This is a genomic window from Streptomyces sp. NPDC088252 (genome assembly GCF_044740965.1).
Classification (GTDB): Bacteria; Actinomycetota; Actinomycetes; order Streptomycetales; family Streptomycetaceae; genus Streptomyces.
Map to the genome: position 1 here is coordinate 97,571 of NZ_JBIURS010000005.1, position 21,290 is coordinate 118,860.

The 21,290-nt window shown below is 71.8% G+C and carries 16 protein-coding genes and 1 pseudogene; 12 read left to right on the plus strand and 5 right to left on the minus strand.

Going from position 1 to position 21,290, the window contains the following annotated elements; all coding sequences use genetic code 11:
• Positions 1-3: 3 nt before the first annotated feature.
• From ACIOHC_RS12480 to ACIOHC_RS12490, 3 genes are read left to right on the plus strand one after another with little or no spacing between them, the layout of a single operon-like run.
• Positions 4-939 (plus strand): TauD/TfdA family dioxygenase, encoded by a 936-nt coding sequence (locus tag ACIOHC_RS12480; RefSeq protein WP_351075185.1) that lies wholly within the window; start codon positions 4-6, stop codon positions 937-939.
• A gap of 45 nt (positions 940-984) precedes the next feature.
• A complete protein-coding gene (locus ACIOHC_RS12485; RefSeq protein ID WP_351075183.1) occupies positions 985-1,758 on the plus strand; it encodes a 4'-phosphopantetheinyl transferase superfamily protein in 774 nt (257 codons plus the stop codon).
• On the plus strand, positions 1,755-2,678 hold the full coding sequence (locus tag ACIOHC_RS12490; RefSeq protein ID WP_365692740.1) for a TauD/TfdA family dioxygenase: 924 nt from the start codon (positions 1,755-1,757) through the stop codon (positions 2,676-2,678). The genes ACIOHC_RS12485 and ACIOHC_RS12490 overlap by 4 nt, the downstream gene beginning before the upstream one ends.
• A 64-nt stretch (positions 2,679-2,742) precedes the next feature.
• On the opposite strand, the gene ACIOHC_RS12495 is transcribed toward ACIOHC_RS12490, so the two are convergent.
• From ACIOHC_RS12495 to ACIOHC_RS12510, 4 genes are all read right to left on the minus strand, one after another.
• A complete protein-coding gene (locus ACIOHC_RS12495; RefSeq protein WP_401842677.1) occupies positions 2,743-5,196 on the minus strand; it encodes an FtsX-like permease family protein in 2,454 nt (817 codons plus the stop codon).
• Positions 5,190-5,927: an ABC transporter ATP-binding protein gene (locus ACIOHC_RS12500; protein WP_351075180.1), complete on the minus strand. Its 738-nt coding sequence runs from the start codon at positions 5,925-5,927 to the stop codon at positions 5,190-5,192. Before ACIOHC_RS12500 ends, ACIOHC_RS12495 begins: the two co-directional genes overlap by 7 nt.
• A gap of 160 nt (positions 5,928-6,087) precedes the next feature.
• Positions 6,088-6,603 carry a DedA family protein gene (locus ACIOHC_RS12505; RefSeq protein WP_351075178.1) on the minus strand — a complete coding sequence of 172 codons (516 nt, stop codon included), beginning with the start codon at positions 6,601-6,603 and terminating at the stop codon, positions 6,088-6,090.
• 117 nt (positions 6,604-6,720) lie between these two features.
• Positions 6,721-8,592: a BTAD domain-containing putative transcriptional regulator gene (locus ACIOHC_RS12510; protein WP_401842678.1), complete on the minus strand. Its 1,872-nt coding sequence runs from the start codon at positions 8,590-8,592 to the stop codon at positions 6,721-6,723.
• A gap of 442 nt (positions 8,593-9,034) precedes the next feature.
• Between ACIOHC_RS12510 and ACIOHC_RS12515 the strand changes: the two genes are divergently transcribed.
• The 9 genes from ACIOHC_RS12515 (at position 9,035) to hflX (ending at position 19,864) form a co-directional block, all read left to right on the plus strand.
• Positions 9,035-10,333 (plus strand): sensor histidine kinase, encoded by a 1,299-nt coding sequence (locus ACIOHC_RS12515; RefSeq protein ID WP_401842679.1) that lies wholly within the window; start codon positions 9,035-9,037, stop codon positions 10,331-10,333.
• Positions 10,334-10,350: 17 nt separating this feature from the next.
• Positions 10,351-10,965, plus strand: a complete 615-nt coding sequence (locus ACIOHC_RS12520) for a LuxR C-terminal-related transcriptional regulator (protein WP_391744657.1) — start codon at positions 10,351-10,353, stop codon at positions 10,963-10,965.
• A 168-nt stretch (positions 10,966-11,133) separates the two neighbouring features.
• Positions 11,134-11,586 carry a phospholipase gene (locus ACIOHC_RS12525; protein WP_351075172.1) on the plus strand — a complete coding sequence of 151 codons (453 nt, stop codon included), beginning with the start codon at positions 11,134-11,136 and terminating at the stop codon, positions 11,584-11,586.
• A 287-nt stretch (positions 11,587-11,873) separates the two neighbouring features.
• Positions 11,874-12,812, plus strand: coding sequence for a tRNA (adenosine(37)-N6)-dimethylallyltransferase MiaA (gene miaA / locus ACIOHC_RS12530; RefSeq protein ID WP_351075170.1), 939 nt, complete (start codon positions 11,874-11,876; stop codon positions 12,810-12,812).
• A 107-nt stretch (positions 12,813-12,919) separates the two neighbouring features.
• Entirely contained in the window at positions 12,920-13,360 is a 441-nt protein-coding gene (locus ACIOHC_RS12535) for a hypothetical protein (RefSeq protein WP_351075207.1), read from the plus strand.
• A 118-nt stretch (positions 13,361-13,478) separates the two neighbouring features.
• A complete protein-coding gene (gene dapF, locus ACIOHC_RS12540; RefSeq protein WP_351075168.1) occupies positions 13,479-14,351 on the plus strand; it encodes a diaminopimelate epimerase in 873 nt (290 codons plus the stop codon).
• A gap of 140 nt (positions 14,352-14,491) precedes the next feature.
• Positions 14,492-16,645 (plus strand): HD domain-containing protein, encoded by a 2,154-nt coding sequence (locus ACIOHC_RS12545; protein ID WP_351075167.1) that lies wholly within the window; start codon positions 14,492-14,494, stop codon positions 16,643-16,645.
• A 100-nt stretch (positions 16,646-16,745) separates the two neighbouring features.
• The gene (locus tag ACIOHC_RS12550) at positions 16,746-18,200 is read left to right on the plus strand and encodes a M1 family metallopeptidase (RefSeq protein WP_351075165.1); all 1,455 of its coding nucleotides are present in this window, start codon (positions 16,746-16,748) and stop codon (positions 18,198-18,200) included.
• Between the two features lie 143 nt (positions 18,201-18,343).
• On the plus strand, positions 18,344-19,864 hold the full coding sequence (gene hflX, locus ACIOHC_RS12555) for a GTPase HflX (RefSeq protein WP_351075164.1): 1,521 nt from the start codon (positions 18,344-18,346) through the stop codon (positions 19,862-19,864).
• Between the two features lie 87 nt (positions 19,865-19,951).
• Here the strand turns inward: hflX and ACIOHC_RS12560 are convergent.
• Positions 19,952-21,143 (minus strand): annotated as a pseudogene (locus tag ACIOHC_RS12560) (trypsin-like serine peptidase).
• Positions 21,144-21,290: the final 147 nt, after the last annotated feature.

Here is a 21,290-nt window from a genome sequence, read left to right on the forward strand (position 1 = left end):
CCCATGACGCACACGCAGGCCTGGACTCCCCTGGAGATCGAGACCGAGAGCATCGGCGGCTGCGAGGAGCTCGTCGAGCGGATCACCGGCATGGGAGAGGAGTTCGACAAGCTGCTCGTGGCGGAGAAGGGCCTGGTCTTCCGCGGCTTCGGAGTCACCCCCGCGGACCTGGACCAGGTGCTCGACACGCTGCTGCCCAACCGGCTCGCCTATGTGCACGGCAACTCGCCGCGCACCAAGGTCGGCAGCAACGTCTACACGTCCACGGAGTACCCGCAGGAATTCACCATCTCCATGCACAACGAGATGAGTTACGCGCACGCCTGGCCGTCGCGGCTCGCCTTCTACTGCCAGGTGCAGCCCGGCAGCGGTGGCGCGACACCCGTGGTCGACGCGGCCGTGTGGCTCGAATCCCTGGACGCCGAGGTGCGCGAGGCCTTCGCCGACGGCGTGCGCTACGTCCAGAACCTGCACGACGGATACGGCTTCGGCAAGAGCTGGCAGGACACCTTCGAGACGACGAGCCGGGCGCAGGTGGACGCCTTCCTCGACCGGACCGGCGCCACCTGGGAGTGGAAGGCGGACGGCGGCATCCGCGTCTCCTCGCTGCGACCCGCCACCACCCGGCACCCGGTCACCGGTACCGAGGTGTGGTTCAACCAGTCCGACCAGTGGCACCCGGCCGGGCTCGGCGACGACACGGCCGGCGCCCTCGCGCGGATCCTGCCCGAGGACGAGCTGCCGCAGAACGTCACGTTCGCCGACGGCAGTCCCATTCCCGCCGAGTACGTCGCCCAGATCCGCGACCGCGGCCTGGAGCACGCCGTCGACGTGGACTGGCACCCCGGCGACCTGCTGCTCATCGACAACGTCCTGCTCGCCCACGGACGGCGCCCGTTCACCGGCGACCGCCGGGTGCTCGTCGCGATGTCGGACTGACTTCCGTGGACGAGGACCACGGACCCGGAAGAACGGACTGAGGCGATGACAGCCGCATACGAGTACCTGAGGGACCGCGACGCGGCCCACATCTGGCACGGCAGGGCCCCCGACGAACCCGCCCCCGGCGACGCCGTCCTGCTCGGCGAGGACGAGCTGCGCAGCGTGCGGCGGATGTCCTCGCGCGCCGCGGTGCGCTACACCGCTTCGCACGCGGCACTGCGCAGGGTGCTCGCCCGGTATCTGGACGTGGCGCCGCAGGAGGTCGTCCTCGGGCGCCGTCCCTGCCCGCGCTGCGGCCACCCGAGACACGGCAGACCGCGCGTCGACGCTCCCGTCACCGACCTGGACTTCAACTTCTCGCGGTCCGGGGGGCACTGGCTGCTCGCCGTGGTCGTCGGCCGGCAGGTCGGAGTGGACGTCGAGGACGGGCGCCGGCTCGATGTCGAGGGGGCCTCGAAACTGGTGATGAGCGCGTCCGAACTCGCGCACGCCCGCTCCCGGCCGGACGAGGCGGCGCGCCTCGACGCCTTCTTCCGTGCCTGGACGCGCAAGGAGGCCGTCGTCAAGGCGAGCGGCGTCGGCATCATCACGAACCTGAAGGCGGTCGACGTACAGCCCCACCGGGACGGCCCCGTCGTGGTGCGGCACACGGAGCCGACGGGCCCCGGCACCTGGCTGGTGCAGGACCTGCCGACGGCCGGCGGAGCGTTCGCCGCGCTGGCCCGCGAGGCGGGCTCGACGGGGCCGGTGGAACTGTGCGACTACGAGGAGCCGCGGAACGAGGAGCGGCAGTGGAGAGGGGTACTGGTCCCATGACCGCGATCGAGTACACGGCGGAGCCGGGCACGAAGGTGCACGAGTACATCGCCGGGAACCGGACGAAGCTGCGGCGGATCCTCGGCGAGCGCGGGGCGATCCTGCTGCGCGGCTTCGAGGTGGGAGGCGTCGACGGCTTCGACGCAGTGGTGCGGGAGTTCTCCGGCACCGGACCCCTGAGCTACACCGAGCGGTCGTCGCCGCGCTCCACCATCAAGGGCCAGGTGTACACGTCGACGGACTATCCGGCCGACGAGGAGATCTTCCTGCACAACGAGAACTCCTACCAGGCCGTCTGGCCGCTCGCGCTGTACTTCTACTGCGTCGAGCCGGCCCTGACCCGGGGCGCCACGCCCCTCGCCGACATCCGTGAGGTGTACCGGTCCATCGACCCCGAGGTCCGCGAGGAGTTCGCCCGGCGTGGTGGCTGGCGGGTGGTGCGCAATTTCCACGGCGACTTCGGAGTGCCGTGGCAGGAGGCGTTCAACACCCATGACCGGGCCGCGGTCGAGGCGTACTGCCGGGACAGGGGGATCTCGCCCGAGTGGCGCGAGGACGGCGGTCTGCGCACGACGACGACGCGGGACGCGGTCCACACGCACCCCGCCTCCGGCGAGCGGGTCTGGTTCAACCACGCCACGTTCTGGCACGTCACCTCGCTGGCGCCGGAGGTGCAGGAGGGGCTGCGGGAGATCTTCCCGGACGAGGACCTGCCCACCAACACCTACTTCGGCGACGGCACCCCGATCCCGGACGGGACGGTCGCCCATCTCAGGGCCGCCTACCGCGCGGCGACGACCCGCTTCGACTGGCAGCGCGACGACGTACTGATCGTGGACAACATGCTGGCCGCACACGGCCGGGAGCCGTTCACCGGGCCGCGCAGGATCGCGGTGGCGATGGCCGAACCGTCGGCCTGAACCCGGCTACGCGAAGGGCCGGGCACCGATCTCACGAGGTCGGTGCCCGGCCCTTCGCGTCCGCTCACTCCCGCATGCCGGCCAGCTCCACCGCCCGGCGCCGCAGGGAGAACCAGGCCGGGGTCATCGCCGAGACGACGGCGAGGACGGCGCAGGCGCCGACGGTCGCGCCGAGCGTCGACCACGGGACCTCGATGCTGGTCCACACCTTGAGCATGCCGAGGGCACTCCAGATCCCGAGCAGGTTGAGCGCGGCGACGAGGAGACCGAGCACCCCGCCGACCGCCACCACCATCAGCGCCTCCGCACCGACCAGCCGCAGCACCTGCCACTTGGTCGCCCCGGCCAGACGGAGCACCGCCAGGTCGCGCACCCGGTCGGACGTCGCCATGACCAGGGTGTTGGCGAGGGCGATCCCCGTGTAGAGGAGAGCGATGCCGAGGACGAGCAGGAAGCCCAGACGGGTGGTCCGGTTGGTCTCCGGGTAACTCGCCCGCACCCACTGCTCCTCGGAGCGCACCTGCCCGCCGCCCGCGACGGCCGCGCGCAGCCCCTCGGCGACCGCGGTGGCGTCCGCGCCGTCGGCGACCAACACGTCGACCCGGTCGACACTCGCGCCCGGGGCGTTGCGCGGAGTGACGTAGACGCCGTTGTTGCCGGTGCCGGTGCGCATCACCGCCGCGATCCTCAGCGACTTCTTCGTGCCGTCCCCGAGCCAGACGTCGACGCGCTGCCCGACGGTGTGCCGCGCCCACTCCTCGTTGACGATGATCGAGTCGTCGCCGAGATCGGCGACCCGGCCCGCCGCGATCGGCAGCCGCGTGGTCCTGGCGAGCATCGCCGGATCGGCCGCCCGCGCCTCGGACTTGATGAGCGCCACGCCGTCCTCCAGGACGTAGACGGCGCTCGCGGAGGTCGCGGACACCTCGGCGCCCTCGACCTTCCGCAGCCGTTCGACGGTGGCCGCGTCGAAACCGGCGGGGCCCGCGGGCGACACCACGTAGTCGGCGGTGGCCTGGTCGCGGGTCTCGGTGGCCTTGGCCTCGTTGAGTGTCGCGGTCGCCCCGAGCAGGGAGCCCGCGAGGGCGACCGTGACCAGGACGGGGGCCGCGATGGCCGAGGTGCGACGGATGCCCGCCGCCGCGTTCTCGCGCACCAGCATCCCGCCCGCGCCCGGGAGTTGGGCCGGGAGCCAGGCGATGAGCCGGGTCAGCGGGCGCACCAGGACCGGCGCGAGCAGGGCGACCGCGGTGATCAGGAGCATCGGGCGGCTCACGTACGTCTTGCGATGGAGCAGTTCGCCCGGTTCCGTGGACAGCGCCATGGCGAGCGTCACGACCGCGGCGAGCAGCAGGCCTCCGCCGAAGAGCCAGCGGCCCCAGGTCATCGTCCTGGTGTCCACGGATGCCTCGCGCAGCGCCTGGGCCGGGCCGGTCCTGCCCGCCCGCCACGACGCGGCGACCACTCCGCAGAGCGCCACCAGCAGGCCGGTCCAGAAGGCCATGTGGTACGGCCAGGTGTAGTCACCGATGGTGAACCAGCTCGGCGCCAGCTCACTGTCGACGACCCACCGGGCCAGCCGCGGGGCGCCGTACGAGCCGAGGACACAGCCGGCGGCCGACGCGAGGACACCGACGAGCAGCGCCTCGGCGAAGACCATCCGGCGGATCTGCCCGGGGGTCGCGCCCGCCGTGCGCAGCAGACCGAACTCGCGGCGCCGCTGGGCGACGGCGAACGCGAACGTCGATGCCACCACGAAGACCGATACGAAGCCGGTGACACCGGCGGCCGTGCCGAACATGGCGTTCATCGCGACCAGGGCCTCATTGTCGCGGTCCGGGTCGGCGTCCGCGAGCCTGCGGTCGTCGCCCGTCAGCACGCGCACACCCGGGCTGCCCTGCGCCGCCCGGCGCACCGCGTCCGCGTCGGCATCGACCACCAGCTGGACGCTGTGCGGCGAGAGCCGGGCGGCCCGCGCATCCGTGAAGAAGAGCGCGTCCTCGAAGCCGAGCCCCGTCACGGTGCCGGTGACCCGCACGGTGCCGCGGTCCGTGGCGATGCGCTGCCCCACAGCCGCCCAGTCGCCGCCGACGACGACCTCGTCGGCGGCCCGGGGCGCGTGCCCCTCGCTGATCCGGTACGGGGCGAAGGCGGCGGTGGACCAGGGATGGCCCACCAGGTCTCCGGGCCCGCCCTCGGCGCGTACGGCGAACGAGCGGTCCTCGATCACCCGGCCGAGCTCGCGCAGCTTCACCACGAGGGGGTCCGGCACGGCGCGCGGCTCGGCCAGCTTCTCGACCCGGTCGCCGATCCGGGTCGGCACCCGGAGCTCGTCCGCGCCCTTCACCACGACCGGCGCGGCGGCGAACCGCTCCGGCCCCCGGCCTGGCGCGTCGAGCGAGGAGGCGAGGGCCAGCCCCATGACGGCGATCAGCGCGACACCGAGCGACAGCGCGACGAAGCTGCCGACGAAGGTGATCCAGCGGGTGCGCAGGGTCCGCAGGGCGATGCTCAGCACGGCACGGCCTCCAGCTTGGTCATGCGGGCGGCGATCTCTTCGGCGCTCGCCCCGACCAGCTCGCCGTTGACGCGCCCGTCGACGAGGAAGACGACGCGGTCCGCGTAGGCGGCGGCCACCGGATCGTGCGTGACCATGATGATCGTCTGCTGCTCCCGGTCGACCATGCCGCGGAGCAGGGCGAGCACCTCACGACTGGTCTGCGAGTCGAGCGCACCGGTCGGCTCGTCGCCGAAGAGCACTTCGGGGCGGGTGATCAGCGCCCGCGCCAGCGCCACGCGCTGCTGCTGGCCGCCGGACATCTCCGAGGGCCGGTGCCCCGCGCGCTCGTCGAGGCCGACCTGATGCAGCACTTCACGGACCCGGGCCCGCGAGGGACGCCGGCCGGCCAGGCGCAGCGGCAGCGCCACGTTCTGCTCGGCGGTCAGCGAGGGCAGCAGGTTGAACGCCTGGAACACAAAGCCGATGCGGTCGCGGCGCAGCAGGGTCAGTTTGGTCTCGCTCAGCCCGGTCAGTTCGGTGCCCCCCACGGTGACCGAGCCCGAGGTGGGCCGGTCGAGCCCGGCCGCGCACTGCAACAGAGTCGACTTGCCCGAACCGGACGGGCCCATGACGGCGGTGAACGTGCCCATGGGAAAGCCGAGAGAGACCTGGTCGAGGGCGGTCACCGCGCCGCCCCCCGACCCGTACTGCCTGCTCACGGAGCGCAACTTGATCGCGTCGTCAGTCATCTTTCCACTCATTCGGTGTCGGTCACCCCGCACATCGGGCGGGACGGATGGTCGGGAGCGCGTCGGCCACCTTGCCCTGGCCGGGCCGTCGCCGGGCGGCCGGCGGGCGGTGCGCGGGGTGCAGGAAGTTGCGACGGCAGGAGGTTGCACGCGGCACGGGTCAGCCCGGCCCGGCGGGGCCCATGGCGTACCCGATCAGGACGAAGGCGGGCGCCCACACGGCACTGCTGACCAGGGACCAGCCCAGGTAGCGGCGCAGCGGCATCCGGGTGGCCCCGCACAGAGCCGGCACGAGGGTGCGCAGGACGGCGGTGAAGCGGCCGACGAACACCGCCGCACCGCCGCGCCGTTCGATCAGGCCCAGGGCCCGTTCGGCGTACCGCTGCCACCGCCCACCGTCCGGGATCCGGCTCAGGACCCGAGCGTTCCAGCGTCGCCCCACCGCGTAACCGATCAGGTTGCCCGTGACGGCCCCGGCGACCGCGGTCAGCAGAGCCGCCACCACGGTCACCCGTCCGTGCCAGGCGAGGACCCCGCCCATCAGCACGGCGGTCTGCCCCGGCATCAGCGCACCCACCAGCGGTAGCGCCGCCTCCAGCGCGGGCAGGAGCAGCACCGCCGCCAGGACGCCGAGGCTTCCGTACACCAGCGTGTGCTCGGTCAGCCAAGCCACCATCGGGATGCCGCCTTCCTCGCAACTTCGATGGCTCAACGAAACCGTGTCGCGGGGGGCCGGCGCAGTGCGGCAGGACCGAGACCTGGGGTAGGGCCAGGCATACCCTCCGCGTTCGGTTCAGCTCGCCCCGGTGAACGTCCGGTTCACGACGAGCGCGAGCCCTCCGGAGTCCAGGGCGGCCAGCCGGACCAGTTCGTGGAACCGGTAGTGGGGTTCACCCGCCGCGTCGATGCCCGACATCTCCAGGAGCGACTTCTCGACGAGGCGCTCAAGGAACTCCTCGGTCGCCGACTCGGACCTGCAGAGCAGCGGCGCGGCAGCCGACGCGGAGAAGACCGCGGGGCCGCAGGAGGCGAGCGCCCGGGTGCACTCCAGTTCATGAGGAGGCAGCAGACGCAGTGCGGAGCCGAGGCGGCCGCCGATGTCCAGATCGCCGACATGCAGTTCCGCGAGGCGTGTCACCGGCTGCGCGAGATTGCGGGCGAGGCGGGAGGCGGGCCAGTGCGGCCGCGCGGCGAGCCGGGTGGCGGCGGCCCGCAGCGCGAGCGGAAGCCCCCCGCAGGCGTCGACCAGGGCCCGGGAGGCCTGCGGCTCGGTGACGATGCGGGAGACCCCGGCGATCGCCGAGAGCAGGGCGAGCGACTCGCTGCCGTCCATGGGGTAGAGGGGGGTGGTGCGGAAGCCCGGCACCGCGCTCTGCCTGTTGCGGCTGGTGACGAGGACGGCGGCGTCCGCCGTGGCCGGGAGCAGCGCGTCGAGCTGGAGCTCGCTCGCCGCGTCGTCGAGGAAGAGGAGGAGCCTGCGCCCCGCGGTCCTCGTGCGGTAGAGGCGGATCAGTTCGTCGAGCTGGAGCCGGCTGCCGTCCGGGGAGAGAAGGGCTTCGGGCCGCTCACCGAGCGCTCGCAGCAGATGCGAGAGCACCTGTCCGGAGTCCTTGACGGTGCCGTCGCGGTGGCGCAGCCGCGCGTGGAGCAGTCCGTCGGGGAACTCGGCCGCGACGGCGTGCGCCACCCGCACCGCGAGCGCGGTCTTGCCGACGCCCGCCATCCCGGAGATCAGCAGTCGCCGTGGCCGCGCCCCGGCACGCCGGTCCGCCGGGGTGTCGGTCAACTGCGCGCACAACTCGGCGAACTGGCTCTCCCGGCCGGCGAAGTCCGCGATGTCGGGCGGCAGCATGACCGGTGACATCGGCGCGACGGCGGAGGGAGGCCCGGAGTGCGGAGCCGAGGTGGACAGGTGCGCCGGCTCCGGCAGAAGGCTCAACTCGCCCGACAGCACGGCCTGGTACTTGGCCGTCAGTTCGCTGCCCGGATCCACCCCGAGCTCCTCGGCGAGCACCTTGCGGCCCTCGTGGTACGTGCGCAGGGCCTCGGCCTGCCGCCCGCACCGGTACAGCGCCGTCATCAGCTGGCCGCGCAGCCTCTCCCGCACCGGGAACTCGCCGACCAGACCGGTGAGTTCCGGAACGAGCCGCCGATGCCGCGCCAGTGCCAGATCGGCTTCGATGCGGTGCTCCACGGCACTCATCCGCGCTTCCTCCAGCTGCGGCAGCTCCGCCTCGGCGAGATAGGGCGTCACATTCGCGAGCGCGGGACCCTGCCACAGGTCGAGCGCGCGCCGCAACAGCTCCTCCGCCTCCGCGAACCGCCGTTCCTCCAGGGCCTTGCGCCCCTGCCGGTCGAGCCGCTCGAACTCGACGGCGTCGACCGTCGCGCCCTCGGCGATCAGTTGGTAGCCGGGCTGTCTGCGGACCAGTTCGACGCCGGGCCCGAGCAGCTTTCTGAGTCTCGAAATGTAGGTGTAGATCTGGGCGTTCATGGTGACCGGTGGCTCCCACCCCCACAGCAGCGAGCTCAGCCGATCGTCTCCCACCACCCGGCCGCGCGCCAGCAGCAGCACGGCCAGCACGGTGTGTGCCTTCGATCCCGACAGTGCGATGCGACGTGTTCCCTCTCTTGCCTCGACCGGTCCCAGAAGCTGGAATTCCATGTGTGCCCCCCTTGTACGGCCGTGGCCGCCCTGTGCGGCCACGGCCGATCAGCACGCCGGAGCGTGAACTCCTGGCCATTGTTCGGCCAAGTTGTGGCGGAATTGAGCCTTCGGAAATGGCAACAGGCTGCGGTGGCAAGTCCTTGCCGCCGCCCTCGCTGGTCCGGCCGCCAGCGTCGTGTACGGGGCGTCACCGGGGAAGGTGGGGGCAGGCCCCACCCCGAACGTGCCCACTGGACCGACGGCCCGGCCGGTTTCGCGCCTTCCAAGGGCTGTCCCGTAATCCGTGGTGGATCAGTGCGCGGCGTCGGATGCGGTGCATCGCAAGGCGGAGGGACGTCCGCATACTGGATGTATGCGGACGTCCCGGCAACGCGGCGAGGTGCCGTGGCTGTCGTCGCGCGCCCGCCAGGGGTTGCGGGGCAGCCCTTAGGGTGACGCCATGCACCCTCGGAATGTGTGGCAGGCCATGACGGGGCCGGACTTCCTGCGTTCGGCCTGGCCCTGGCGGTCGGTGGCGTACCTGGTCACCGGAGTGGTGGCCGGTGCCGTCGCACTGGTCTCGATCGTGACCGCCGCCGCGGTCGGCGGGGTACTCGCCGTCGTCCTGGTGGGTCTGCCGCTCCTCGTGCTCGCGGCGCTCGGCGGGATCCCGGTGGCGTCCGTGGAACGGCGCAGGCTGCGCCTCATCGACCTCGACCCGGCCGCCGACCAGCATCGCACGCCGTCCGTGCCGGGTCTGTGGGGATGGCTGCGCACGCGGCTGCGGGAGCAGGTGACCTGGCGTGAACTCGGGTACGCGCTGCTGTTCGCGGTGGTGCTGTGGCCGCTCGACGCACTCGCCGTCATGGTGGCTCTGTTGTGCCCGGCGTCGATGGCCGCCACGCCGGTCCTGCTGGCGACCCTCGGGGACGGCCGGGAGACGAAGGTGCTCAAGCAGTGGACGGTCACCACCTGGCCGGCGGCGTTCGGCGTGGCCGTGCTCGGGGTGGTGCTGCTCGCGCTGGGCGCGTACCTCCTGGGGCTCGTGGCCGGGGCGCGGGCCGAGCTGACGCGCCTTCTGATCGCCCCGAGGGATACCGGCCTGGGCGCCAAGGTCACCGAACTCGTACGTTCCCGGGTGCGGCTGGTGGACGCCTTCGAGACGGAGCGGCGCCGCATCGAACGCGATCTGCACGACGGGGCGCAGCAGCGCCTGGTCGCGCTGACGATGACGCTCGGCCTGGCCCGCCTCGACGCACCCCCGGGGCCACTGGCCGACCAGCTCGCCAAGGCCCATGACGAGGCGGGCCAGGCGCTCACGGAACTACGTGAACTCATCCACGGCATCCACCCCAGGGTGCTCACGGACTACGGCCTGGAGGCGGCGGTGGCGGACGCCGCCGACCGTTCGGCGATTCCGGTCGAGACGGTCCTGCGGGTCCCGGAGCGACTGCCCCAAGCGGTCGAGGCCGCAGCGTACTTCGTCGTGTCCGAGGCCCTGGCCAACGTCGCCAAGCACAGCGGGGCGAGCCGCGCCGAGGTGACCGGTGGGCACCGGGACGGACGGCTGGTCCTGGAGGTGCGCGACGACGGCCGGGGCGGTGCGAGCGAGGAGGGCGGCAGCGGCCTCACCGGACTCGCGGACCGGGTGTCGGTCCTTGATGGCAGACTTGTCCTGTCCAGCCCGCCGGGTGGGCCGACCCTGTTGCGTGTGGAGATTCCTTGCGACCCCTACGAGCGGACCGACCCCTCCGCGTAGTCCTGGCCGAAGACAGCGTGCTGCTGCGCGAGGGACTCATCGGTCTGCTGACCCGCTGCGGCCACGAGGTGGTCGCGGCGGTCGGGGACGCGCCGGGGCTGCTCACCGCGGTCGCCGAGCACCACCCGGACATCGTCGTGACCGACGTGCGGATGCCGCCCGGCTTCCAGGACGAGGGCCTGCACGCGGCGGTCCGATTGCGCGAGAAACAGCCGACGTTGCCCGTCCTGGTGCTGAGCCAGTACGTGCAGCGGGCCTACGCGTCCGAGCTGCTCGACTCCGGCGACGGATCGGGCGTCGGCTATCTCCTCAAGGACCGTGTCGGCCAGGTCGAGGAGTTCGTGCACGCGCTGGCCGAGGTCGCCGACGGCGGCACCGTCGTCGACCCCGAGGTGGTACGCCAGTTGCTGCGCCGTCGCCGGGACCCGCTGGAGCGGCTGACGCCGCGTGAGCGGGAGGTCCTCGCCCTGGTCGCTCAGGGCAGGTCGAACGGCGCGATCGCCCGCGAGCTCGTCGTCTCCGAGGCGGCGGTCGGCAAGCACATCGGCAGCATCCTCACCAAGCTCGACCTGCCCCCGGCGGACGAGACGCACCGTCGGGTGCTCGCGGTGCTCGCCTTCCTGAGGGCCTGACACCTCCCCGGCCCTTCCCAACCTTCTGCCGCCCCTTCCCGGCCTTCTACGGCGGCGCGGCAGGCCGATATAGCTCCAGCGCACATCCGTCGTATGCCCGTGGCGGAAGCTGGGCGCGCCCCGACGAACCCACGTCGCGGTCGCCCCCACCCGCCATGGAGGACATTCATGCGTCGGCACATCCCCGTCTCGCTGGCCGGCACGGCACTCGCCATGACCGTCGCTCTGCTGTCCGTGACCCCCGCCTCGGCCGCCCCCGCCGACAAGGACGCGGTGCTCGCCCGCTGGACCCAGTCCGGTGCGACCAGTTACGACGCGTTCTTCGCAGCCCGCGCCGACCAGGGGGCCTGGAGCTCGTACGGCTTCGACTGGTCCACGGACTACTGCACCACCTCGCCGGACAACCCCCTGGGCTTTCCCTTCCGGAACGCCTGTGCCCGCCATGACTTCGGCTATCGCAACTACAAGGCGGCCGGCTCCTTCGGCGCCAACAAGTCCCGCCTGGACGACGCCTTCTACGGCGACCTCAAGCGGGTGTGCGCGACCTACTCGGGCGTGAAGAAGGCCACCTGCGACGCGACCGCCTGGACGTACTACCAGGCGGTCGACAAGCTCGGCTGAGGACGGTCCGGAAGGCGTTCGTGAGCGTCTTGCGGGGCCCGGCCCGTCCTTCCCGGCCCCATGCCGTCGGGGCCGGGCCCGTCGGGGCCGCGCAGCCGCGCGTACGGGGCGCCGCGGCCCGATCCTGTAGACACGGCCGGCCCCGCCTCTCCGCCCCGCCCGGACTCCGCCGCGGCCGGGTGCGTGCGGCCGGGAGACGCCCTCTTTTCCTAGTTTCCCACTCCTTTATGGATTTCTTATGTTTGATCCCGTGAGATTCAGGTCCGGAGGTTTGCGAGACTGGGGCGGTGAGAAGTTCAGCTCCCGCGCCGCGGGTCATCGCCGTCGTCGGTCCCACTGCGGCCGGAAAGTCCGATCTGGGGGTATTCCTTGCTCAGCGGCTCGACGGCGAGGTGGTCAACGCCGACTCCATGCAGCTCTACCGGGGCATGGACATCGGCACCGCGAAGCTGACGCCCGCCGAACGCGGAGACATCCCGCACCGGCTGCTGGACATCTGGGACGTCACCGAGACCGCCAGCGTCGCCGAGTACCAGCGGCTGGCCCGTGCCGAGATCGACAGGCTGCTCGCCGCGGGCCGCACCCCCGTCCTGGTCGGCGGCTCCGGCCTCTATGTGAAGGGCGCCATCGACGCCCTGGAGTTCCCGGGTACGGACCCCGACGTACGGGCCAGGCTGGAGGAGGAACTGCTCGAACGCGGCTCCGGGGTGCTGCACGCCCGCCTCGCCGCCGCCGATCCCGAAGCGGGCCGGGCCATCCTGCCCAGCAACGGTCGCCGAATCGTCAGGGCCCTCGAAGTCATCGAGATCACCGGCAAGCCCTTCACCGCCAACCTCCCCGGTAACGATGCGGTGTACGACACCGTCCAGATCGGCGTCGACGTGGCCCGCCCCGAACTCGACGAACGCATCGCCCTGAGGGTCGACCGGATGTGGGCGGCCGGACTCGTGGACGAGGTGCGCGCCCTGGAGGGGCACGGGCTGCGCCAAGGACGCACCGCGTCCAGGGCGCTCGGCTACCAGCAGGTGCTGGCCGCGCTGGCCGGGGAATGCACCGAGGCCGAGGCGCGCGCCGAGACCGTCCGCGCCACCAAACGATTCGCGCGCCGTCAGGACTCGTGGTTCCGTCGCGACCCGCGGGTCCACTGGCTGAACGGCGCGGCGGAGCATCGCGGGGAACTCCCGCGTCAGGCGCTGGCGTTGGTCGAACGGGCGGTTACAGCCTGATCACGTGATGGCATCGGGAAGCCCTGCCCGTCATTTCGGCGGCCGGGACCATGCCATCATCGAGCATCGATCGACCAGTGGAGTCCGAGTTGGGAGGGCGCGTGGCGATGGAGGCCGGCCCTCGCGACACGGAACAAGACGCACCGGACACGCCGCACGAGGCGGTACGGCTGAGCCCCGACGGGCCCGACGAGCCCGAGGCGACCCCCGAGGTCGAGGTCGAGTTGCGGCCCGCGCGGCGGCTGCGCATCTGGCAGCTCGCGCCGATCGTGATGCTCGCCGCCGTGGGTTCGCTGATGTTCGCGTTCCCCCTGGCCTTCGAGTTCGGCGACGGCGGGCCGGTCGTCGCCATGCTGGGCCTGCTGATCAGCTGCTGCGCCGCCGGCTGGGGGATGATGGCCGCCCGCCGCGTGGGCCACACCTGGCCCGGACTGCCGCAGCGGGGCTCGGGCGAGCGCTCCGACTGGCGCGTGATCGCCCTGTACGTCGTGGTGTGCGCCGTGCTGGTCTCCCTGGCCGTCTGGCGCGTGGCACGGCTGCGCCACTGAGGGAGGAGCGCCCCGCCGCGCTGCCGTCCGGCCGCCGCGACGCTCCGTCTCCCACCCGCGTGCGCCGTCGCGCGGCCCGCTTTCGCCGACTGCCGGTGACTCCTCGTACAGTTGCCCCGTGAGCACATCCCGGATCCCCTTCCTCAAGGGCCACGGCACCGAGAACGACTTCGTGATCGTTCCCGACCCGGACGACGCCGTCGACCTGCCCGCGTCCGTCGTCGCGCGGCTGTGCGACCGCCGGGCCGGCATCGGCGGTGACGGACTGCTGCACGTCGTACGGTCCGCCGCGCACCCGGAGGCGCGGGCCATGGCGGGCGAGGCCGAGTGGTTCATGGACTATCGCAACGCCGACGGTTCGATCGCCGAGATGTGCGGCAACGGCGTACGTGTCTTCGCCCGCTTCCTGCAGCGCGCCGGTTACGTCGAGGAGGGCGATCTCGCCGTCGCGACCCGCGGCGGCGTGAAGAAGGCGCACATCGCCAAGGGCGGCGACGTCACGGTCTCCATGGGCCGCGCCACCCTCCCCGAGGACGGCGTCACGGTCAGCCTGGACGGCCGCAGCTGGGACGCCCGCAACGTGAACATGGGCAATCCGCACGCGGTCGCCTTCGTGGACGACCTGGCGCACGCCGGTGATCTGCTCGCCGTACCGCCGTACACCCCCGCGGCCGTCTACCCCGACGGCGTCAACATCGAGTTCGTCGTGGACCGCGGACCGCGCCATGTCGCGATGCGGGTCCATGAGCGCGGCTCCGGCGAGACCCGCTCCTGCGGGACGGGTGCCTGCGCCGTGGCCGTCGCCGCGGCCCGCAGGGACGGCGCCGACCCCGCGGAGACCGGTACCCCGGTCACGTACACGGTCGATGTGCCGGGCGGCACCCTCGTGATCACCGAGCGGCCGGACGGCGAGATCGAGATGACCGGTGCCGCCGAGATCGTCGCCGAAGGCCTGATCGACCCGGCCTGGCTCGAAACGCCGATCGGCTAGACCTTCGCTCGAATGGGTGATCCGTTTCACGCTGAGCGAGAGCCGGACTCCGCCACGTGGTGGGCTCGGTAGCATCAAGCACCGGCCCGGAGGAGCGACCGCACCTCCCCACCGCCGGTCGACGCTGCCGGAGGTGCCCCATGAGCGCAGAGGCCACCAACCCAGATGTGCCCGTCCGCAGGCGGGGCCGTCCCCGGATCGATCTCCGCAGGCTCGGCCGCGTCGCGCTGCTCGGCCCCGTCTCCCGTGACCGGCTGCCCGACGCGATCGGACATGTCGCCGAGGCCCACCGGGCCCACCACCCCGACGCCGACCTCTCCGTCCTGCACAGGGCCTACGTGCTCGCGGAGTCCTCGCACCGCGGACAGATGCGCAAGAGCGGCGAGCCGTACATCACGCACCCGCTCGCCGTCACGCTGATCCTCGCCGAGCTCGGCGCCGAGACCACGACGCTCACCGCCTCCCTGCTCCACGACACGGTCGAGGACACCGACGTGACCCTCGATCAGGTGCGCGAACAGTTCGGCAAAGAGGTCTGCTACCTCGTCGACGGCGTCACCAAACTCGAAAAGGTCGACTACGGAGCGGCGGCCGAACCCGAGACCTTCCGCAAGATGCTCGTCGCCACCGGGGACGACGTCCGGGTGATGTCGATCAAGCTCGCCGACCGGCTGCACAACATGCGCACCCTCGGCGTGATGCGCCCCGAGAAACAGGTCAGGATCGCCAAGGTCACCCGTGACGTGCTGATCCCGCTGGCCGAACGGCTCGGCGTACAGGCCCTCAAGACCGAGCTGGAGGACCTCGTCTTCGCGATCCTCCGCCCCGAGGAGTACGAACGCACCCGCGCACTGATCGCCGCCGCGTCGGCGCGGCCGGACGCCTCCGCCGCCGCGGCCGTCCGGGACCCGCTCGCGGCCGTCGCCGAGAGCGTGGCGACGGTGCTGCGGGAGGCGGACATCCCCGCGGAAGTCCTCATCAGGCCACGCCACTTCGTCTCCGTTCACCGGGTCAGGATCAAACGCGGCGAACTGCGCGGCACCGACTTCGGCCGACTGCTGGTGCTCGTCGGTGACGACGCCGACTGCTACGCCGTGCTCGGCGAGCTGCACACCTGTTTCACCCCGGTCATCTCCGAGTTCAAGGACTTCATCGCCGCACCCAAGTTCAACCTGTACCAGTCACTGCACACCGCGGTCGTGGGCCCCGACGGGGCGGTCGCCGAAGTGCTCATCCGTACGCACCGGATGCACAAGGTCGCCGAGGCGGGCGTCATCGCCCTCGGCAACCCGTACGCCGCGGACAGCGGCTCCGGCACCCAGGCCGTCGAGCCCGCGGACGGGGAGCGCGCCGACCCGACCCGGCCCGGCTGGCTCTCCAGGCTCCTCCAGTGGCAGCAGTCCGCCCCGGATCCCGACACCTTCTGGACCACGCTCCGCGCCGACCTCGCCCAGGACCGCGAGATCACGGTCTTCCGCACGGACGGCGGCACGCTCGGGCTGCCCGCCGGAGCCAGCTGCGTCGACGCCGCCTACGCGCAGTACGGCGACGAGGCGCACAGCTGCATCGGCGCCCGGGTCAACGGCCGGCTCGCCACCCTCGGCACCGTGCTGAGCGACGGCGACACCGTGCAACCGCTGCTCGCCGAGGACTCCGCCTCCGGCCCGTCGCCCGACTGGCTCGACCACGCCCGCACCCCCGCCGCCCGCATCGCCATCACCGGCTGGCTGGACGCCCACCCCGAGGACACCCGGGGCCCGCACAGCAGCAGTACCGCGGAGCCCAGGTCCGAGCCGCAGCCCCAGGAATCCGGTGGCCCCGGGAGCGACGGGGCCGAGCCCCGTACCGCGAGCGCCTTGGTGGACCGGCCGGACGCCGACGTACGACTCGCGGGCTGCTGCACGCCCGCACCCCCCGACGCCGTCACCGGATTCGTCGTGCGCGGCGGCGCCGTCACCGTGCACCGGCTGGAGTGCTCCGCGGTGTCCCGGATGCGGTCCGTCGGCCGGGTGCCGGTCGGGGTGAGCTGGGGAGACACGGTCGGCTGCCGCGTCACCCTGGTCGCCGAGTCGTTCGGACGGGCGCGGCTGCTCGCCGATCTCACCGAGGCGATCGCGACGGCGGACGCGGCGATCATCTCCGCCACCGTCGAACCACCCAGCGAACAGCGCGTCCGGCACACCTACACCCTGCAGCTCGCCGACGCCGCCGGACTTCCGGCGCTGATCCGCGCGATGCGCGACGTACCAGGGGTCTACGACGTGAGCCGCGCCCAGCACCCCGCCGCCGTCTGACGTCCGGCCCGCCGCGCAGCCGTCCGTCGGGACGATCTCGTTCGAGTGGCGCGGCGCGCGCCGCGCCTGCTCGGGCGGGAGTCGCTGGTAGCGGTAGGTCATGCCGTTCATCTCCCGCCGTCTGCGGGCCGCTCTGCTGGCCACCGCATCGGCCACCCTCGTCGCCGCCGCCCTCCCTCCACCCGTGCCGCTCGGTATCGGCGATCCGCTCTTCCCGCACCTCGGCAACCCCGGGTACGACGTCCTCTCGTACGACATCGGGCTGACCTACCGCGGCAGCAACAGCGAACCGCTGGACGCCGTCACCACGATCGACGCGCGGACCACCGAGCAGCTGGACCGGATCAACCTCGACTTCACCCACGGCAAGGTCCGCGAGGTCGAGGTCAACGGTCTGCGGGCCGACTTCGCGACGGCCGACGAGGATCTGGTCGTCCGGCCCCCCGGCCGGCTCCCCGCCGGAGTACCGCTGCACATCACCGTCCGGCACACCAGTGACCCGAGCGGGAAGAAGGAGAGCGGCGGCTGGGTGCGTACCGCCGACGGTCTGGCCATGGCCAATCAGGCGGACGCCGCGCACCGCGTCTTCCCCAGCAACGACCACCCCGCCGACAAGGCGTACTTCACCTTCCGGATCACCGCCCCCAAGGATTTCACGGTGGTGGCCAACGGCCTGCCCACCGGCACGGCCCGGCACGGTGCCGAGACCACCTGGTCCTACCGGACCGAGCACCCCATGGCCACCGAACTGGCCCAGGTCACCATCGGCCGCTCCACCGTCCTGCGCCGCACCGGGCCGCACGGTCTGCCGGTCCGTGACGTGGTGCCGAGCGCCGACCGGAAGCGCCTGGAGCACTGGCTCGGCAAGACGCCCGCCCAGCTGGACTGGATGGAGCGGCAGGTCGGCCGCTACCCCTTCGAGACGTACGGACTGCTGGTCGCGGACACCGAAACCGGCTTCGAGCTGGAGACCCAGACGCTCGCGCTCTTCGAACGGTCCCTGTTCACCCGGACCGCCTACCCGGAGTGGTACGTCGACTCGATCATGGTGCACGAACTGGCACACCAGTGGTTCGGCGACAGCGTCTCGCCGCGTGCCTGGTCCGACCTCTGGCTCAACGAGGGGCACGCCACCTGGTACGAGGCCCGTTACGCCGAGGAGCATGCCGGCCAGAAGCTGGAGAGCCGCATGCGTGACGCCTACACCAGGTCCGACGGCTGGCGCGCCGCGGGCGGCCCGCCGGCCCGCCCCGACACCCCGGCGCCGGGACAGAAGCTCAGCCTGTTCCGGCCGGTGGTGTACGACGGCAGCGCGCTGGTCCTCTACGCGCTGCGCCAGGAGATCGGCGAGAAAGCGTTCGACCTGCTGGAGCGGGGCTGGGTGAAAGAACACCGGGACTCCAACGCCGCCACCGCGGACTTCGTCCGGCTGGCCTCGCAGACAGCCGGCCGCGATCTCACCGAGTTCTTCGACGGCTGGCTGTACGGCAAGAAGACCCCGCCGATGCCGGGGCACCCGGACTGGCACAGTGCCGAGCCCGCCGGACAGCGGTAAACCAGGGTGACGGGCGCGGCGGACCATGCCACTATCGACGAGTCGCCGCGGCGGCCGGATCGGTGATTCCCGACAGTGGGAATCATCGGGAGAGGTCACGCGTTGTGACTGACGTAACGGACTTTCATCGACGTAAGGATCCAATGACCTCCTCTTCTTCCCTTCCCCAGGACGCGCAGCACGCGCAGAGCGCTACGGAGAACGCCACCGAGAGCCTCACCGAGAGCCTTCGGGCCGACGCCCTGATGGAAGAGGACGTCGCCTGGAGCCACGAGATCGACGGAGAGCGGGACGGCGAGCAGTTCGACCGTTCCGAGCGTGCCGCGTTGCGGCGAGTGGCGGGCCTCTCCACGGAGCTCGAGGACGTCACCGAGGTCGAGTACCGACAGCTGCGCCTGGAGCGTGTGGTGCTGGTCGGTGTCTGGACGTCGGGGACCGTGCAGGACGCGGAGAATTCCCTCGCGGAGCTGGCCGCACTCGCGGAGACGGCGGGCGCCCAGGTGCTGGACGCCGTCTTCCAGCGCCGCGACAAGCCCGACCCGGCCACCTACATCGGCTCGGGCAAGGCACTGGAGCTGCGCGACATCGTTCTCGAATCCGGGGCCGACACCGTCGTCTGCGACGGTGAGCTGAGCCCCGGCCAGCTGATCCACCTGGAAGACGTCGTCAAGGTCAAGGTGGTCGACCGGACCGCTCTGATCCTCGACATCTTCGCCCAGCACGCCAAGTCCCGAGAGGGCAAGGCACAGGTCTCGCTGGCACAGATGCAGTACATGCTGCCGCGGCTGCGCGGCTGGGGCCAGTCGCTCTCCCGTCAGATGGGCGGCGGCGGTTCCAGTGGCGGGGGCGGCATGGCCACCCGTGGCCCCGGTGAGACCAAGATCGAGACGGACCGGCGTCGGATCCGCGAGAAGATGGCGAAGATGCGCCGGGAGATCGCGGAGATGAAGACCGGCCGCGAGATCAAGCGCCAGGAGCGCAAGCGCAACAGGGTGCCGTCGGTCGCCATCGCCGGCTACACCAACGCGGGCAAGTCCTCGCTGCTCAACCGCCTGACCGGGGCCGGTGTCCTGGTGGAGAACGCGCTGTTCGCCACGCTGGACCCGACCGTGCGCCGGGCCGAGACGCCGAGCGGCCGGATCTACACCCTGGCCGACACCGTCGGGTTCGTACGGCATCTGCCGCACCACCTCGTCGAGGCGTTCCGCTCCACCATGGAGGAGGTCGGTGAATCCGACCTGATCCTGCACGTGGTGGACGGATCCCACCCGGTGCCGGAGGAACAGCTCGCCGCGGTGCGCGAGGTGATCCGCGAAGTGGGTGCGGTGGACGTACCCGAGGTCGTGGTCATCAACAAGGCGGACGCGGCCGATCCGCTGGTGCTGCAGCGGCTGCTGCGCATCGAGAGGCACGCGATCGCGGTCTCGGCGCGCACGGGCGTCGGCATCGACGAGCTGCTGGCGCTCATCGACAGCGAACTGCCCCGGCCGTCGGTCGAGATCGAGGCGCTCGTGCCGTACACCCGGGGCGGGCTCGTCTCCCGGGTGCATGCCGAGGGCGAGGTGATCTCCGAGGAGCACACGTCGGAGGGCACCCTGCTCAAGGCGCGGGTCCATGAGGAACTGGCAGCCGACCTCTCCGCGTACGTGCCCGTGGCGCACTGACCGCGACACGGCACGGCTCGGTACGGACCGAAGGCCCGCTCCCTCGTTCGGGAGCGGGCCTTCGGGCGTCCTGCGTGCGGGTGGCCGTCAGCGGCCGCCGAACTTCTCGCTCATCATGGTGAAGACGTCCTGCGCGCCCCTGCCCAGGTGCGGACCGGCGAGCCAGCCCGAAGTCACCGGTCCGACGGAGATGTTCGAGACGAGGGCGAGCTTGCCGTCAGCGCCCTTGCTGAACCATCCGCCGCCCGACGAACCGCCCGTCATGGTGCAGCCGATGCGGTACGTCGTCGGAGTGCTCGGGCTGATGGAGAGCCGGCCGGGGCGGTCGACGCACTTGTGCATGATCAGGCCGTCGTACGGCGGGGCGGCGGGGTATCCCCAGGCGCCCATGGCACTGATCCGCGGGATCTCGGGGGCGTCGAAATCGACCGGCAGGGCGTTGCCCACGGTCTCCTCCAGGGACTCGGTGCCCCGCTCCGGCTTCACATGCAGCACCGCGTAGTCATAGGGGGCTCCCTCACCTCCGGTGGGACCGCCGTCGGCGAGCCATTCACCGGACGTCGTGGCCCAGTCGGCCCAGTCGGCCCAGTCGGCCCAGTACGCGCCGTACGGGGCGATCTCCTGCGGCTGCGCGCTCTCCAGCGCGGCGGCGGACCGGCCCTTGTCGTTGTACGCGGGCACGAAGACGAGGTTGCGGTACCAGCCGCCCTTCGAACCGGCATGCACACAGTGTCCGGCGGTCCACACCAGATTGGACCTGCCCGGGTTCTTCGGGTCCTTGACGACGGTGCCCGAGCAGACCATGGAGCCCTCGGGGGAGTCGAAGAACACCTTCCCGACCGGGGCGGCGTAGTCGTGGTAGGGAGTCCTCTCGCGCTCGGCCTTGACCGGGGCGGGCTCCGGGTCGGTGACACCCCGGTCGCCGGAGAGGTCGCCGGCCGCCATGGTCTTCGCGGGATCCTTGGCCGACTTCATCCGCTCGGGCTTCCACAACCCGTCGATGACCGGGTTGACGAAGTCCTTGGCCTCACGCAGCCACTTGTCCTTGTTCCAGTTCTTCCACTCGCCGTTCTTCCACTTCTCCGGGCCGACGCCGTGCTTCTTCAGAGTCTCGGCCAGGCCGCCGGACGGCGAACCGCCGGAATCCTGGCCACTGGTGGAGTCGGCGGCGGCGGGCTTGTCGGCCGCCGTGTCCTCCGCTCGGACCACAGGCCGTGGCCGTCGGCGCGAGCGCGGCGACGAGGCCGGTCGCGGCGAGGAGCGGACGTATGGAGCGCATGGAAAGGAATCCCCCTGAAATCTCTGAAAATGCCATGAACTTGTCATGCGAAACGGTGGCCGGACCAATGGCCGCCGCACATGCAGGTCCACCCTATGACGGGGTGGACCAGGCTCCTCGCCACGGAGGAACGGGCCGCGGGCGGCC